The following is a 13,866-nucleotide window of genomic DNA, read 5'->3' on the forward strand; positions in this document are numbered from 1 at the left end:
GACTTCGGGGGCAGACCAGCTCATGACAGACTCCTTGATCGCGAATAAATCGCATCACAATGGGGGTAGCGTTGTCGAACGACAACGACGTTTATTCTAACAGAATAACAAGGCGTGATAACGCCCGGGTCAGTCGCCCTCGGCACTGTCGGCGCGCCGATAGCGCCCCTCGTAATCGAAAAGGCGCTCGCGCACCTGCCAGTACCGCCCGATCTTGCGCCCCACCACGAAATCCGGATGGCGCAGGCGCTGGCGCGAGTCGATCACCGCCCTGATCGTGGTCGGCTGCCAGTCGCTGCCCGGCGCGCGCAGATGCTGCTTGAGCCAGGCATGGTAAAACGCGGTGCGCTGGGCGGGCGTTTCCAGGGCGTACCACTCCGAGAGCGTGGCGCCGTCCTCGTCCACGTAGGTGACCTTCAAACGGGCCAGGCCACGGCCGTTGGCGCTCTCCTCGAGCATCATGCCACTGACCCTGAGCACCCGGGCATCCTTGAGCTTAAGGGCATCGCGCAGCTTGTCGTCGGCATCGATCAGCTGCTCCTGGCAGTGTCGACAGCGTCGTGCCGCAATGTCGTTTTGCGCCCCGCACTGCTCGCAGACCTTGTAGCGAAAGCGAAAATCACACTGTACCTGCCGGCCCTGCTCGTCTTCGACCAGCCCCTGACAGCGCCGGCCAAAGTGCTCGATGACCAGCTCGCCGTCACGCTTGCCCCAGAAGATGTTGGCAAAGCCGCACTCCGGGCACTCGACCTGCACCGGCTCGCTGTCACTGTCCGGTCGCGGCGCGTCGATCTCGGGACCATAAAGCGCCCAGGGGTTGCCGGCATAATCCAGCACCAGACAATCACGCTTGCCGGGCGACAGGCGCAGCCCGCGCCCGACGATCTGCTGATAGAGCCCGACCGATTCGGTCGGGCGCAAAATCGCGATCAGATCCACATGCGGGGCGTCAAAGCCGGTGGTCAGCACCGCGACGTTGATCAGATACCGGATCTCGCGCGCCTTGAAGGCCTCGATCAGGGCCTCACGCTCGCGACCGGGGGTGGTCCCGGTCACCAGTGCCGCTTCTGTGTCGGGCAGATAGCCCATGATCTCTTCGGCGTGCGCCACGGTAGCGGCAAAGATCATCACCCCCTGACGGTCATGAGCGTGCGCCATGACATCCTCGATGATCACCGGTGTAGCGCGATTGCCGCTGACCACCCGGTTGAGATCGGATTCGGCGTACTGACCGCCCGCGCGGGGCGAAAGCTGTGAAAAGTCATAGCGCGCTACGGCCGCATCGATGCGCCTGGGCTCGGCCAGATATCCCTGTTTGACCATGACGCGCAGGGGTTGTTCGAACACGCAGTCGCGGAAAAAGGTCGTTTCCGGTCCGCGTACCATGCCGTGATAGTGGCGGTGATAGATAAACCCCTGCCCCAGCCGATAGGGGGTTGCCGTCAGCCCCAGTACCTTGATATCCGGTCGGGCCGCCCGCAGATGATCAATCACGCGCTGGTAACTGCCGGGCTGCTGACGACGCTTGCCCTGCGCACTGTCGTCTACCATGGGGGCCACGCGATGGCACTCGTCGATGACCAGCAGCGTGAACTGACCGTCATCAAACTCATCAAGGGCGTTGATCACCGACTGCACCGAGCCGAAGACCACCTGACGCTGGCTGTCACGACGCCCGAGTCCGGCACTGAAGATATCGGCGCTGAGCCCGTAGGCTTCATACTTGGCGTGGTTTTGCGCCACCAGTTCACGCACGTGGGCCAGCACCAGCACACGTCCGCGGGCGATCCGGGCCAGTTCGGCAATCACGAGACTCTTGCCGCTGCCGGTGGGCAGCACCACGACCGCCGGGTCATGGCCCCGGCGAAAATGACCGACGACGCGCTCGACGGCCTCTTTTTGATAGGGGCGCAGCTGCGGGGGTGTCGTTAAAGACGCTGACATGTCCTTATACTGATCCTGTAATCCCTGGGTTGCGGGACTGGCTGAATGTTTAAAACCGTCACCTCTGGTGACCGAAGAGGACACAATGCAGGCCAACACACAGATCGAGCACTACATTGAAAGCCTGGGCGCCATGGACTTCCAGGTGGAAGCCATCGATACGCATGCCGCACGTATCACGCTCGAAAGCCTGGAGTTCGTGCTGGTCGTGGCCGAGGACGAGCCGGCCTTTTTTCAGCTGATGCTGCCCGGCATCTGGCAGGCCGATGCCGGCACCGACCGTGCCCAGCTGCTCGACATTGGCAATGACGTCATGAATGCCATCAAGGCGGCCAAGGTCGTCCTTCACGGTGAAGCCGTTCACGTTAGCGTAGAGCAGTTTGTAGAAGGCCCCGAACAGGGTGTGGCCCTGATCCCCGGGCTTCTGGAACTCCTGAGAAGCGCGGTCGCCGAATTTCACGAGCGCATGGGCATGGGCCCGGCGCCCAGAGTGCACTGACGCCACGCCCGGGGCCGCATCAGCGTCGCAGGCTGCATGACCGTTGTCGAAACACTCAATAGCTGCAGGAGAATCATGATGAGCGCAACCAATGCCAATTTTGTCGTTCTGGCGGAATTTCGAATCAAGCAGGGCCAGCGCGATGCGTTTCTGGCGCTGGCCCACAACGACGCCAACGAGTCGCTGGCCAATGAAAGCGGCTGCCATCAGTTCGATGTGCTGGTGCCGGAAGAAGACGGCAACATCGTCATTCTTCACGAGGTTTACACCGACCGCGCCGCGTTCGACAAGCACATGGAAATGCCCCACTACAAGCCCTTCAAGGAAGGCACCGACCCGCTGCTGGAAGAAGCGCCGAACGTGCGCTTTTTAAGCCCGGCCGCGCGTCCGCAGAACTGATCGGCACGTCGTGACACATGAAAGGGCCTCTACAAGAGGCCCTTTTTTGTCAGCCCTGTCCGGCCCATCTCATGTGCAGGACAGGAAAGGGGTTCCCCTGCGAATCAGTAGGCGAGCGGCTCTCTACGACAAAACCCATTGCCTGATAAAACGCCAGCGCTGCCGGGTTCTGCTCGTTAACATCCACTTGCTGACGTTGTGAGGTCAGCGCCTGAAGCACCAGCGCTTTACCGACGCCATGCCCCTGCCAGTCAGGTGCCACAAAGAGCATCTCAATGGCGGCATCGGAGCACCCCATGAAACCGGCGAGACCACCATCCGATGCCATGACACCCCATAGCGTCACGACAGGCAGCCATTGGCGATGCACCTGCAGGCGTAGCGTGGCGATGTCCTGCTCGGACAGGAAATCATGAGAACCGCGCACGGCGTCTTCCCATATACGCATGATCTCGGCGTCACGATCCAGTCCGATGCAAATCACTGACGCCATGCAAGGCCTCCGTTCGACATTCGTCTGCAAGGAGCGTCTTCAGTAGCAGCGCCCTTGATGCGACATTGATCAGCGATGAAAGGGTTAGCCTACCCACTTCCTTGCATTGCGGAACATGCGCATCCAGCCGCCGGCCTCGCGCCACTCTTGCGGCTGCCAAGAGTTGGTCACGGCGCGTGCCACGCGTTCGGGGTGCGGCATCATGATGGTCACACGGCCATCCTGAGTGGTCAGGCCGGTAATGCCGGCCGGCGAGCCGTTGGGATTGGCCGGATAGCCGGTGGTGACCTCCCCGAAGTTGTCCGCGTAGCGCAGCGCGATTGTGCCGCTGGCCTGAGCCTGACGCAGATGAGCGCTATCGCGGAACTGCGCCTGCCCTTCGCCATGCGCCACGGCAATCGGCATTCTTGAGCCTGCCATGTCGGCCAGAAACAGCGACGGTGTCGAGTCAACACGCACCATCGACACGCGCGCCTCGTACTGCTCGGAGAGGTTGCGCACAAAACGCGGCCAGTGATCGGCACCCGGAATCAGCGATTTCAGCTGAGACAGCATCTGACAGCCGTTGCACACACCAAGCGCGAAGGTGTCTTCACGCTCGAAAAAGTGCGCAAACTGTTCGCGACCGCGCTCGCTGAAGAGAATCGATTTCGCCCAGCCGCCGCCGGCACCCAGCACGTCCCCATAGGAGAAGCCGCCGCAGGCCGCCGCGCCCTGGAAATCGGCCAGATCCACGCGCCCTTCCAGAATGTCGGACATGTGAACGTCGATGGCTTCAAAGCCGGCGTTGGTGAAGTTCCACGCCATTTCCAGCTGACCGTTGACGCCCTGCTCGCGCAGGATCGCCACCCGGGGTGCGGCCCCCTGGTTAATAAAGGGCGCGGCCACGTCTTCGTCAACGTCGTAGCTCAGGGCAGCATGCAGCCCCGGATTGCGGATCTCGTCAAGCGAATCAAACTCCTGACGGGCGCACTCCGGGTTGTCACGACGTGCCTGCAGCTGATAGCTGGTTTCCGCCCAGGTGCGCAGTGCATGTACCCGCGTGGTCTCGATCAGCGCGGTGTCATAGAGCGTCACCGAGAAGCGATCATCCCCTGTCGGCGCACCGATGCGATGAACGCATTCATCAAGCCCCGCCTCCCTGAGCACGGCCAGCACGGTATCGAGCTCGTTTTGAGGCACCTGGATGACCGCGCCCGGCTCCTCGGCAAACAATGCCGCAGTGGCCTGATGGGCATCGCGCACCAGAGTGTCCAGCGAGGCTGCCAGACCGCAGTGGCCGGCAAAGGCCATCTCGGCAAGCGTTGCCAGCAGCCCGCCGTCGCTGCGGTCGTGATAGGCCAGCAGCCGGCCGTCACGATTGAGCTTCTGGACAGCGTTGAAAAAGCCGGCCAGATCCTCGGGTGCGTCCAGATCCGGTGCGTGCGCGCCCAGCTGACCATAGACCTGGGCCAGGGCCGAGCCGCCAAGCCGATTCTTGCCGCGGCCGAGATCGATCAGCAACAGCTCGGTCTTTTCACGGGGATCGAGCTGCGGTGTGAGGGTCTTTCGGGCATCGCTGACCGGGGCAAAGGCCGAGATGATCAGCGACAGCGGCGCCGTCACGGACTTGTCGCGCTCGCCGTCATGCCAGGCGGTGCGCATTGACATCGAATCCTTGCCGACCGGAATGGCAATGCCCAGCGCCGGGCAGAGTTCCATGCCCACAGCGTGGACCGCGTCATACAGGGCCTGATTTTCGCCCTCGTGATCGGCGGCACTCATCCAGTTGGCGGACAGCTTGATATCGCCAAGCGCCTCGATGGGCGCCGCGGCGATATTGGTGATCGCCTCGGTCACGGCCAGACGTGCCGACGCCGCCGGTGAAATCAGCGCCGTGGGGGTACGCTCGCCCATGGCCATCGCCTCACCGGCATGAGTGTCAAAGGCGGCCGTGGTCACCGCACAGTCCGCCACCGGCACCTGCCAGGGACCGACCATCTGATCGCGCACGCTCATGCCGCCCACGGTGCGATCACCGATGGTGATCAAAAAGCTTTTGGAGGCCACCGCCGGCAGCTGCAGCACGCGATCCATGGCCTCGTTGAGGTCCAGATTGTCCAGCATCAGGGGCGGCTGGGTGGTCTCGCGGCGCTCGAAGCTGCGCTGCATTTTCGGCGGCTTGCCAAAGAGCACGCTCATGGGCAGATCAATGGGGCGGCTCTCAAAGTGCTCGTCCACCACCGTGATCTCGTGCGCCTCGGTCGCCTCACCGACCACGGCGAACGGGCAGCGCTCACGGGCGCACAGCGACTCGAAATATTCAATCGATTCCGGCGCCACAGCCAGCACGTAGCGCTCCTGTGCCTCGTTGCACCAGATCTCCAGCGGCGTCATGCCGGGTTCGGCGCTGGGCACCTCACGCAGGTTGAACAGTCCGCCACGACCGCCATCCTTGACCAGTTCCGGCAGCGCATTGGACAGACCGCCGGCCCCCACGTCATGGATAAAGCTGATCGGGTTGTCTTCGCCCAGCGCGATACAGCGATCGATGACTTCCTGGGCGCGGCGCTCCATTTCGGCGTTATCGCGCTGCACCGAGGCAAAATCCAGCGCATCGCTGGTACTGCCGGAGGCCACCGATGAGGCCGCCCCGCCGCCCAGCCCGATCAGCATGGCCGGTCCACCCATGACGATCAGCTTCGCGCCGACGGTGATATCACCCTTGAGCACGTGTTCATCGCGCACGCTGCCGTAGCCGCCGGCCAGCATGATGGGCTTGTGGTAGCCGCGCCGCTCGACGCCGGCCGGGCCGACCACGTCATGCTCATAGGTACGGAAATAGCCGTTGAGCGCCGGGCGGCCGAACTCGTTGTTGAACGCCGCCGCGCCAATGGGCGCCTCGATCATGATGTCGAGTGCGCTCTTGATGCGCTCGGGCTTGCCGTAATCAAACACCTCCCAGGGCTGCAACAGCTCGGGGATACGCAGGTTGGAGACGGTAAAGCCGGTCAGGCCGGCCTTGGGCTTGCCGCCACGCCCGGTCGCGCCCTCGTCACGGATCTCGCCGCCGGCGCCGGTCGCCGCGCCCGGATAGGGGGCAATGGCCGTCGGGTGGTTGTGCGTTTCGACCTTCATCAGGATATGGATCGGCTCCTGATGGGTCACAAAGCGAAAGTCCCGGCTGTCGGCCAGAAAGCGCCCTGCGTCATGGCCACGGATAATGGCGGCATTGTCGCTGTAGGCCGACAGTACATTGTCCGGTGAACACTGGTGCGTATTGCGAATCATGCCGAACAGCGAGTGTTGTTGCGCCTGGCCGTCAATGCGCCAGTCGGCATTAAATATCTTGTGGCGGCAATGCTCGGAGTTGGCCTGGGCAAACATCATCAGCTCGACATCGCTGGGATTGCGCCCAAGGTCGGTGAAGGACTCGACCAGATAGTCGATTTCATCTTCGGCAAGGGCCAGACCCAGCGTGACGTTGGCTGCTACCAGCGCCTCGCGCCCGCCCTGCACAATGTCCACGTGGCTTTCCGGCGCCGGCTGATGGCGCTCAAAGAGCTTTGCGGCATCGCTTGTGTCAAACAGCACGGTCTGCGTCATGCGATCGGCGAGCACCTGGCGAATCGCCTCGGCTTCCTCCCTTGAGGGCAGCGCGCCCGTCTCGACGAAATAGGCCACGCCCGCTTCGATGCGACGCACCTGGTGCAGCCCGCAGTTGTGGGCGATATCGGTGGCCTTGGAAGACCACGGCGAGACGGTGCCAAAGCGCGGCACCACCAGATACAGGGCACCGGTCGGTACCGAAGCGGTTGTCTGCTCGGCCTCCAGCAGCGCACAAAGACGCTCGAGCACCCGGGGCTCTGGCGTCCGTTCGACGTCCAGAAAGTAGCGGTGCATCGCCCGCACGTCTGTCACGCCCGGCATCGCCTCACGCAGGCGGGCAAGCAAACGGGCGTGACGAAAGGAAGAAAGGGCACTCTGGCCGTGCAGTTCGAGCATGACGAACGAAGCCTCTACTGACTGACAGGAAATGAGGTGTGGTGCGGGAACGCCATCGAAAGGATACAGCGGCCCCCGTATTGAAACAGCGCCAGGCGGCGAGGGCGCCATCATACTGGAAAGCGACTCATGAGGCGAAGGTCTACCACGCGAGACGGTTATGGTTCCGCGTCAGTCGAAAGACTGAGGCTATCGTGCAGGTAAGAGCCATCGACTAGCCGGGGGTGGTTACCATCGGTATCTTGAGGCCTCTTTCAAACGGCCGTTTCTTCCCATGTACAGGCATTTTTTACGCACAACCCGACAGATTGCAGGGCTTGCGGTGGCGCTTTTGCTGCTGCTGACGCCTGCCCGCGCGATCTCGACGTGGTCTGCCGAGCTGATGCCGATGACCTCTCCCACCACCCTGGCTGACATCCAGCGGCGTGATTTTCTCGAAATCACCACGCGCAATACGCCGGCCACCTTTTATGAAGGCCGCCAGGGACCGACCGGGTTCGAGTTCGAGCTCTTTCGCCGTTTTGCCGATGATCTGGGCGTGAGCCTTGCCGTGGAAAACGACCACCATATCGGCGATGTGCTCGAACAGGTGGCCGGCGGTCAGACCGACATCGGCGCGGCCGGTCTGGTACTGGACCGCCAGCGCCAGGATGTGACCTATTCACATCCGATCATGTCGATGCAGCCCATGGTGGCCTATCGACGCGGCGCGCAGGCGCCCAAAACGATCCAGGATCTGGACGGGCTGGATATCGGCACGGTGGCCGGTGCCGGTACCAGCCGGGTTCTGCGCGATCTGCAGAAAACGCATCCGACACTGACCTGGCGTGAAAGCCCCGATATCGAGACCACGGATCTGCTGGGCATGGTGGAAAGCGGAGAACTTGACGCTGCAGTGGTCTATGCTCACGAGTTCAAATTGAGCCGCCTGTTCTTTCCGGACGTGGCGAGCGCGCTGACCATCGGTGAGCCCGTCACTCTGGCGTGGGCCTTCCCGGCTCGCACTGACCCATCGCTGGTGGAGCGCGCCAATGCCTTTATTGATGGCATGCGACGCTCCGGTGATCTGGAGCGTCTGACACAGAAGTACTTTGGCCATGATGACTACCTTGAATATGTCGGCGCGCGGCGCTTTATCGGCCAGGCACAGGCGCATCTGGGCCAATGGATGAATGATTTCAAACAGGCCGCCGGCGACACCGGCTTTGACTGGAAGCTTCTGGCAGCGGTGGGCTATCAGGAGTCCCACTGGCAACCCGACGCCGTCTCTCCGACCGGCGTCAAGGGACTGATGATGCTGACCCGTGATACGGCCCGCCACATGAATGTGTCTGACCGCAAGGACCCGCAGCAGAGCATCGACGGCGGCGCCCGCTATCTGCGCTATCTGCATGACCGAATTCCCGACACGGTCGCCGAGCCGGACCGGACCTGGATGACGCTGGCCGCCTATAACCTGGGGCTGGGCCATCTCTATGACGCGCGCCGACTGGCACGCCTTCAGGGCCATGATCCGGATGAGTGGGGTTCGATTAAACAGATGCTGCCGCTTTTGCAGGAGAGCAGCTGGTATAACCGCGTGGAACATGGCTTTGCGCGTGGTAATGTGGCCGCACTTTACGTGCGCAACATCAAGCGCTACGAAGAGATTCTGAACTGGGTGGAACGCAGCCAGCATCAGTTCTCATCGCTTTCGCGTGCCACGGCCAGTACAACGACCACCCCCGTCTTCGAGACCGTACCGCCTGTTCCATGAAAGCCCTTTTCGCCCGTCATGGTGACCTGCTGCTGACCCTGCTTGCCCTGCCCTGTGTCATGGCGGGATGGTGGCTGACGCGCTCGCTGGAACACCTGCTGCTGGCCATGGTGGGCATGGTCACGCTATCAAGGCTTGCGATGAACCTCGCCGGCCGGTGGCGCCCCTATCATCTGAAACCCTGCGCCATGGCGGTTTCCGCTGTCACGCTGCTACCGCTGCTCGCCCTGATGGGCTCCTTTGTGCTGCCGGACGGCATCATGGATTACGGCCAGTGGGCAATGCTGTTTGATCGCTGGCCTGACCGGGTGCCCTTTTACTCCCTGCGCCCGTCCATTTTGATCACCCTGGCGCTGGTGTTTTTATTGCTCCTGCCGCTGTTCCCCACGCGCCCGGGTGGCGTTGCCCCCATTTTACTGGCCATGGCAGGCATGCTGACCGCCATGCACCTGATCGAGCAGCACTGGTTTGTCTCGCTGCATGAGGTGTCGCTGTCGGCATCCACGCTGATGGCCATCGCACTGTTACTGGCCGCCGAAGTGGTCACACAGTGGCCCCAGCGTCGCCCGGGCGCCATCGGCGTCGCGCTGGCCGCCGCGATGGCCGTACTGCTGGTGCTGCTGGTGCTCTGGCACTACCACAACAGCCAGAACATTCGCGAGGTCAATCAGGTGGCGCGTACGCGTGTTGATGCCCTCAGCGAGCGGCTGGGCCAGGAGATCAGCGTCAGCGACCAGGCCATGCAGCGCTTTGCCATCAGCTGGGACAGCGCCGGTGAAGCGCCCTCAAGCCGTGCCTGGACCCATCGCGCGCAACACCTTGTCGATCATTTCGACTACATGCAGACCATCGCCTACATCCATCGCCAGGGGCCGCGCATCATGCACGCCTACCCCCGGCGGGCCAATCAACCGCTGCTGGGCCACCATGTGCTCTCAAGCGAAGATGATGAAGCGCTGGCCGATGCGCTCGGCGGAAAGGCTGGCGCCACCGGCATGGTCAGTCTGACCAATGGCGGGCGTGGCGTGATCTTTTATCAGCCCATTCGTGATCTCAACAGCTCCGCCGTTCAGGGCGCGGCGGCCTTTGTGGTCGACCCGTCACGCCTTTTTGCAACCCTCGACGACGCCCGGGACAACCACAACTTTCGCATTCGGGTCCTGCATGAGGGCAATACCCTGTACAGCTCCGATGCCCCCGGCGCCCTGAGCATGCTGGAGCACTGCAACATTTTGCGGCTGGGCCAGAGCAACTTCACACTCTGTGCCGAGGCAAGCTATGCCCGTCTTTTTGACGAGCGCTCCAAGCTGCCGGCTATCGTGCTGATCACCGGGCTGCTCTTTACCTGGATGATCTATCTGCTGATGTATTTTCATCACCGCCTGCGTCGGCGCCACAGCGGCGTCAAGGATGCCAACTATCGCCTGCGGGGCGAAGTGGAAAAACGCATCGCCCTGCAACAGGAGGTGGAGTGGCTGGCACAGCATGACGAGCTGACCCGCCTCCCCAACCGGCGCTATTTCAGCCAGTGGGTTGGAAAACTGGATGCCTCCCGGCCCAGGACACTGATCTTGCTGGATATCGATCACTTCAAGCAGATCAACGACCAGCTGGGCCATCCCACCGGCGATGACTATTTACAGCGCGTGGCGCTTCGCATGCAGGAAGTCGTCATCGCCCATGGCGGCATGCTGGCCCGCTTCGGCGGAGAAGAGTTTATTGCCTGTCTGCCCGGGATCACTCCCGAAAAGGCAGCAGAGGTTGGCGAGCAGCTGCGTCACGGCGTCGAGGCGCTGCACCTGGCAAGACACGACGCACGCTACCACGTCACCATCAGCGCCGGGCTGATCACGACCCGCCGCGCCAGCGATACCCTGTCGGATCTCATTCAGGCAGCCGACCAGGCGCTTTATCGAGCAAAGCTTGCCGGACGCAATCGCGTTGAAGTGGCCGGCGCGCTGGATTCGACATCATCCGGCACTCAAAACGACTGACGCCGCTGCGCAAAAAAGGTTTTCAAAAGCCGCCGGGCAGGCGCTGCCAGTACGCCCGAGACCACTTCAACGTCATGGTTGTGCCAGGGCTGGGCAAAAAGATTGGCCTTTGACTGCGCCATGCCGGTTCTGGGCTCCGGCGCCCCATAGACAACCCGCTTGATCCGGGCATGAATGATGGCCCCGGTACACATCAGGCAGGGTTCGACACTGACATACAGCGTGCACCCGGTCAGTCGATAGTTGCCGGAGCGCTGGCCGGCATCACGCAGCGCCTGCACTTCGGCATGCGCTGTCGGGTCATGTTGCCCGACCGGAGCGTTGAATCCCTCACCGATTACCTCACCTTCGGCGCTGACCACGACCGCTCCCACCGGCACTTCACCGGCAGCCATCGCCAGATGGGCCTGATCCAGCGCCCGGTGCATATAGAATTCATCGCTGTGCATAAATCACTTCCGTCGGATAATGGAGCTGCTGCCCGAATGGGCAATGCGTGATGATATAAAAAAACCGGCGCCCCAGGGGCGCCGGTTTGAACAGGACCGGAGAGCCGGCGTCAGATCAGGCCGCGCGGTCGCCTTTCATGGAGGCCATGTCGATCACGAAGCGATAGCGCACGTCGCCCTTTTGCATGCGATCCCAGGCCTCATTGATCTGATCGATGTTGATCATCTCGACATCACAGGTAATGCCATGCTCGGCGCAGAACTCCAGCACTTCCTGGGTCTCGGGCATGCCGCCGATGAGCGAGCCGGCCAGCACCCGGCGACGAAACACCAGATTGGCACCGCTGACGGCCGGGTCGATAGGCTCGAGCAGGCCGACCAGAATGTGCGTGCCGTCGGGCTTGAGCGCGTTGAGATAGGGGTTGATGTCATGCTGTACCGGAACGGTATCAAGCATGAAATCAAAGGTCTCGGTGATGGCAGCCATCTGCTCGTCATCGGTGGAAACCACCACATGATCGGCGCCCTGCTCCTTCGCCTCGGCGACCTTGGACTCGGAGCGGGTAAAGAGTGTGACCTCGGCGCCCAGCGCGCTGGCAAGCTTCACACCCACGTGACCCAGACCGCCCATACCGATGACGCCCACCCTGTCGCCCGGCTTGACGCCGTAGTGCTTGAGCGGTGAATAGGTGGTGATGCCGGCACACAGCAGCGGTGCGGCGGACTTGAGGTCGATGCCCTCGGGCATGCGGACCACGAATCGCTCGCTGACCACGACCGAGTCGGAATATCCGCCCTGCGTCAGGGTATTGTCGTGCCGGTCAGGGCTGCCATAGGTCATGGTGAACCCTTCAGCGCAGTACTGCTCAAGACCGCTGTTACAGGAGTTGCACTGACGGCAGGAATCCACCATGCAGCCCACACCGACGATATCGCCGGCCTTGTAGGCCGTGACGTCATCGCCCACGGCGGTGACACGCCCCACGATCTCATGCCCCGGGACGACCGGGTAGGCGGCCATGCCCCAGTCATCACGGGCGAAGTGAAGGTCACTGTGGCAGACGCCGCAGTACATGATCTCGATGGAAACATCATCAGGACGCGGCGCGCGGCGTTCGAAATTCCAGGGCGCAAGCGGTGTTTCGGCGCTATGAGCGGCATAGCCTCTGGCGGGTGTCGACATGAATACGTCTCCTTGCGCGTGATGCGTCAAAATTGACGACCTGCGCTTGAACAGGTCACGTTGAAGTGGCATCAGTGTGGGAGCGAAGCCGGCGTCGCGCCATACATGGTCCTGCTACGTACTTGCCTATTCCTGCAGAAAAAATCGTTACAAGGTATCGTTTTGGCGCTTTGTATGCACAATCCTGTTACCGTTGATCATCAACGCCGGACACCGCCACGAACCACGGATCGACCCACCCCATGTCTGAAGCCCTCCTCCAGAACGCTTATGCTGGCTCTCATGCCCTTTATCAGCGCATGTGCGATCTGATAACGCCCTTGATCGATCGGGACGGCTACATCCCCACGGCCCTTGAAGGGGTGCAGCTGATGGCCCTTCACGGCAGCCATCAGCGCACGCCGCTGGTCTACGAGCCGGGACTGATCATCATCGCTCAGGGTGAAAAGGTGGGCTATCTGGGCGAGCGCGTCATTCACTATGGCGCCGGGCACTATCTGGTACAGGCCATGCCGGTGCCCTTTGAATGCGAGACGCAGGCCACACCGCAGGCGCCCCTGCTGGGGGTCTTTATCGGCATCGACATGATCATGCTGGGAGAGCTGGCTCAGGTCATGCCGACCGCCACGGACAATGTCTCATCGCCCGATCCCATGGCAGCCGTCACGCTGCCGGATTCCATGGGCCATGGCGTCATGCACCTGCTGGAGTGTCTGCACGATGAAACGCTGTGCCGGGCACTGGGCCAACAGCGCATTCGGGAGGTGTTGTTCGAGGCACTCAGGGGGCCACAGGGAGAATCACTGCGCCAGCTGTTGCAGCAGACCCAGTATGGGCGCATCGGCCATGCGCTGGAGACGCTGCATCGCGACTATGCCCAGCCGCTGGCCGTCGAAACGCTGGCCGAGAAGGTCAACATGAGCGCTTCGGCCTTTCATCATCACTTCAAGCGCTTTACCCATTTGTCGCCCCTGCAGTATCAAAAGCGCATCCGGCTTTTGAAGGCCCGCGCCATGATCACGGCCAGAACCCACAACGTCAGCAGTGCCGCCGGCGCCGTGGGCTATCAGAGTGCCTCGCAGTTCAGTCGGGAATACAAGCGTTACTTTGGCAATCAGCCGGCAAGTGATCAGCACTCGCCTCGCGACCGGGCCGAATAAGCCCG

10 protein-coding genes are annotated in these 13,866 nt (G+C 62.2%); 5 read left to right on the forward strand and 5 right to left on the reverse strand.

What is annotated here, in order from left to right:
* Positions 1 to 129: 129 nt before the first annotated feature.
* Positions 130 to 1,944 (reverse strand): DEAD/DEAH box helicase, encoded by a 1,815-nt coding sequence (locus ACXMYO_RS08625; RefSeq protein WP_457808422.1) that lies wholly within the window; start codon positions 1,942 to 1,944, stop codon positions 130 to 132.
* A gap of 85 nt (positions 1,945 to 2,029) precedes the next feature.
* Here ACXMYO_RS08625 and ACXMYO_RS08630 point away from each other — a divergent pair, with 85 nt between their 5' ends.
* Together ACXMYO_RS08630 and ACXMYO_RS08635 are read left to right on the forward strand one after the other, a co-directional pair.
* Positions 2,030 to 2,443, forward strand: coding sequence for a hypothetical protein (locus tag ACXMYO_RS08630; protein WP_438768269.1), 414 nt, complete (start codon positions 2,030 to 2,032; stop codon positions 2,441 to 2,443).
* Between the two features lie 78 nt (positions 2,444 to 2,521).
* A complete protein-coding gene (locus ACXMYO_RS08635) occupies positions 2,522 to 2,842 on the forward strand; it encodes a putative quinol monooxygenase (RefSeq protein WP_457808423.1) in 321 nt (106 codons plus the stop codon).
* A gap of 49 nt (positions 2,843 to 2,891) precedes the next feature.
* Here ACXMYO_RS08635 and ACXMYO_RS08640 read toward each other — a convergent pair whose 3' ends face one another.
* Positions 2,892 to 3,335, reverse strand: a complete 444-nt coding sequence (locus ACXMYO_RS08640) for a GNAT family N-acetyltransferase (protein WP_438768272.1) — start codon at positions 3,333 to 3,335, stop codon at positions 2,892 to 2,894.
* Between the two features lie 84 nt (positions 3,336 to 3,419).
* Positions 3,420 to 7,319, reverse strand: a complete 3,900-nt coding sequence (gene purL, locus ACXMYO_RS08645) for a phosphoribosylformylglycinamidine synthase (protein WP_457808424.1) — start codon at positions 7,317 to 7,319, stop codon at positions 3,420 to 3,422.
* 274 nt (positions 7,320 to 7,593) lie between these two features.
* On the opposite strand from purL, the gene mltF reads away from it, so the two are divergent.
* Together mltF and ACXMYO_RS08655 are read left to right on the forward strand one after the other, a co-directional pair.
* Positions 7,594 to 9,075 carry a membrane-bound lytic murein transglycosylase MltF gene (mltF, locus tag ACXMYO_RS08650; RefSeq protein WP_457808425.1) on the forward strand — a complete coding sequence of 494 codons (1,482 nt, stop codon included), beginning with the start codon at positions 7,594 to 7,596 and terminating at the stop codon, positions 9,073 to 9,075.
* Positions 9,072 to 11,069 carry a diguanylate cyclase gene (locus ACXMYO_RS08655; protein ID WP_438768276.1) on the forward strand — a complete coding sequence of 666 codons (1,998 nt, stop codon included), beginning with the start codon at positions 9,072 to 9,074 and terminating at the stop codon, positions 11,067 to 11,069. The genes mltF and ACXMYO_RS08655 overlap by 4 nt, the downstream gene beginning before the upstream one ends.
* On the opposite strand, the gene tadA is transcribed toward ACXMYO_RS08655, so the two are convergent.
* Together tadA and ACXMYO_RS08665 are read right to left on the reverse strand one after the other, a co-directional pair.
* Positions 11,057 to 11,518: a tRNA adenosine(34) deaminase TadA gene (tadA, locus tag ACXMYO_RS08660; RefSeq protein WP_438768277.1), complete on the reverse strand. Its 462-nt coding sequence runs from the start codon at positions 11,516 to 11,518 to the stop codon at positions 11,057 to 11,059. The two genes, ACXMYO_RS08655 and tadA, sit on opposite strands and share 13 nt — an antisense overlap.
* 115 nt (positions 11,519 to 11,633) lie before the next feature.
* A complete protein-coding gene (locus tag ACXMYO_RS08665) occupies positions 11,634 to 12,701 on the reverse strand; it encodes an NAD(P)-dependent alcohol dehydrogenase (RefSeq protein ID WP_457808426.1) in 1,068 nt (355 codons plus the stop codon).
* Between the two features lie 242 nt (positions 12,702 to 12,943).
* Between ACXMYO_RS08665 and ACXMYO_RS08670 the strand changes: the two genes are divergently transcribed.
* A complete protein-coding gene (locus ACXMYO_RS08670; protein WP_457808427.1) occupies positions 12,944 to 13,861 on the forward strand; it encodes an AraC family transcriptional regulator in 918 nt (305 codons plus the stop codon).
* Positions 13,862 to 13,866 lie beyond the last annotated feature (5 nt).

The sequence above is a fragment of the Kushneria sp. EE4 genome (genome assembly GCF_977968315.1).

Excerpts from the sequence above, each read along its gene's own strand:
- ACXMYO_RS08665 (WP_457808426.1), bottom strand. The coding sequence starts at position 12,701 with ATGTCGACACCCGCCAGAGGCTATGCCGCTCATAGCGCCGAAACACCG.
- ACXMYO_RS08670 (WP_457808427.1), top strand. The coding sequence starts at position 12,944 with ATGTCTGAAGCCCTCCTCCAGAACGCTTATGCTGGCTCTCATGCCCTT.
- ACXMYO_RS08625 (WP_457808422.1), bottom strand. The coding sequence starts at position 1,944 with ATGTCAGCGTCTTTAACGACACCCCCGCAGCTGCGCCCCTATCAAAAA.
- purL (WP_457808424.1), bottom strand. The coding sequence starts at position 7,319 with ATGCTCGAACTGCACGGCCAGAGTGCCCTTTCTTCCTTTCGTCACGCC.
- ACXMYO_RS08630 (WP_438768269.1), top strand. The coding sequence starts at position 2,030 with ATGCAGGCCAACACACAGATCGAGCACTACATTGAAAGCCTGGGCGCC.
- tadA (WP_438768277.1), bottom strand. The coding sequence starts at position 11,518 with ATGCACAGCGATGAATTCTATATGCACCGGGCGCTGGATCAGGCCCAT.
- mltF (WP_457808425.1), top strand. The coding sequence starts at position 7,594 with ATGTACAGGCATTTTTTACGCACAACCCGACAGATTGCAGGGCTTGCG.
- ACXMYO_RS08655 (WP_438768276.1), top strand. The coding sequence starts at position 9,072 with ATGAAAGCCCTTTTCGCCCGTCATGGTGACCTGCTGCTGACCCTGCTT.
- ACXMYO_RS08635 (WP_457808423.1), top strand. The coding sequence starts at position 2,522 with ATGAGCGCAACCAATGCCAATTTTGTCGTTCTGGCGGAATTTCGAATC.
- ACXMYO_RS08640 (WP_438768272.1), bottom strand. The coding sequence starts at position 3,335 with ATGGCGTCAGTGATTTGCATCGGACTGGATCGTGACGCCGAGATCATG.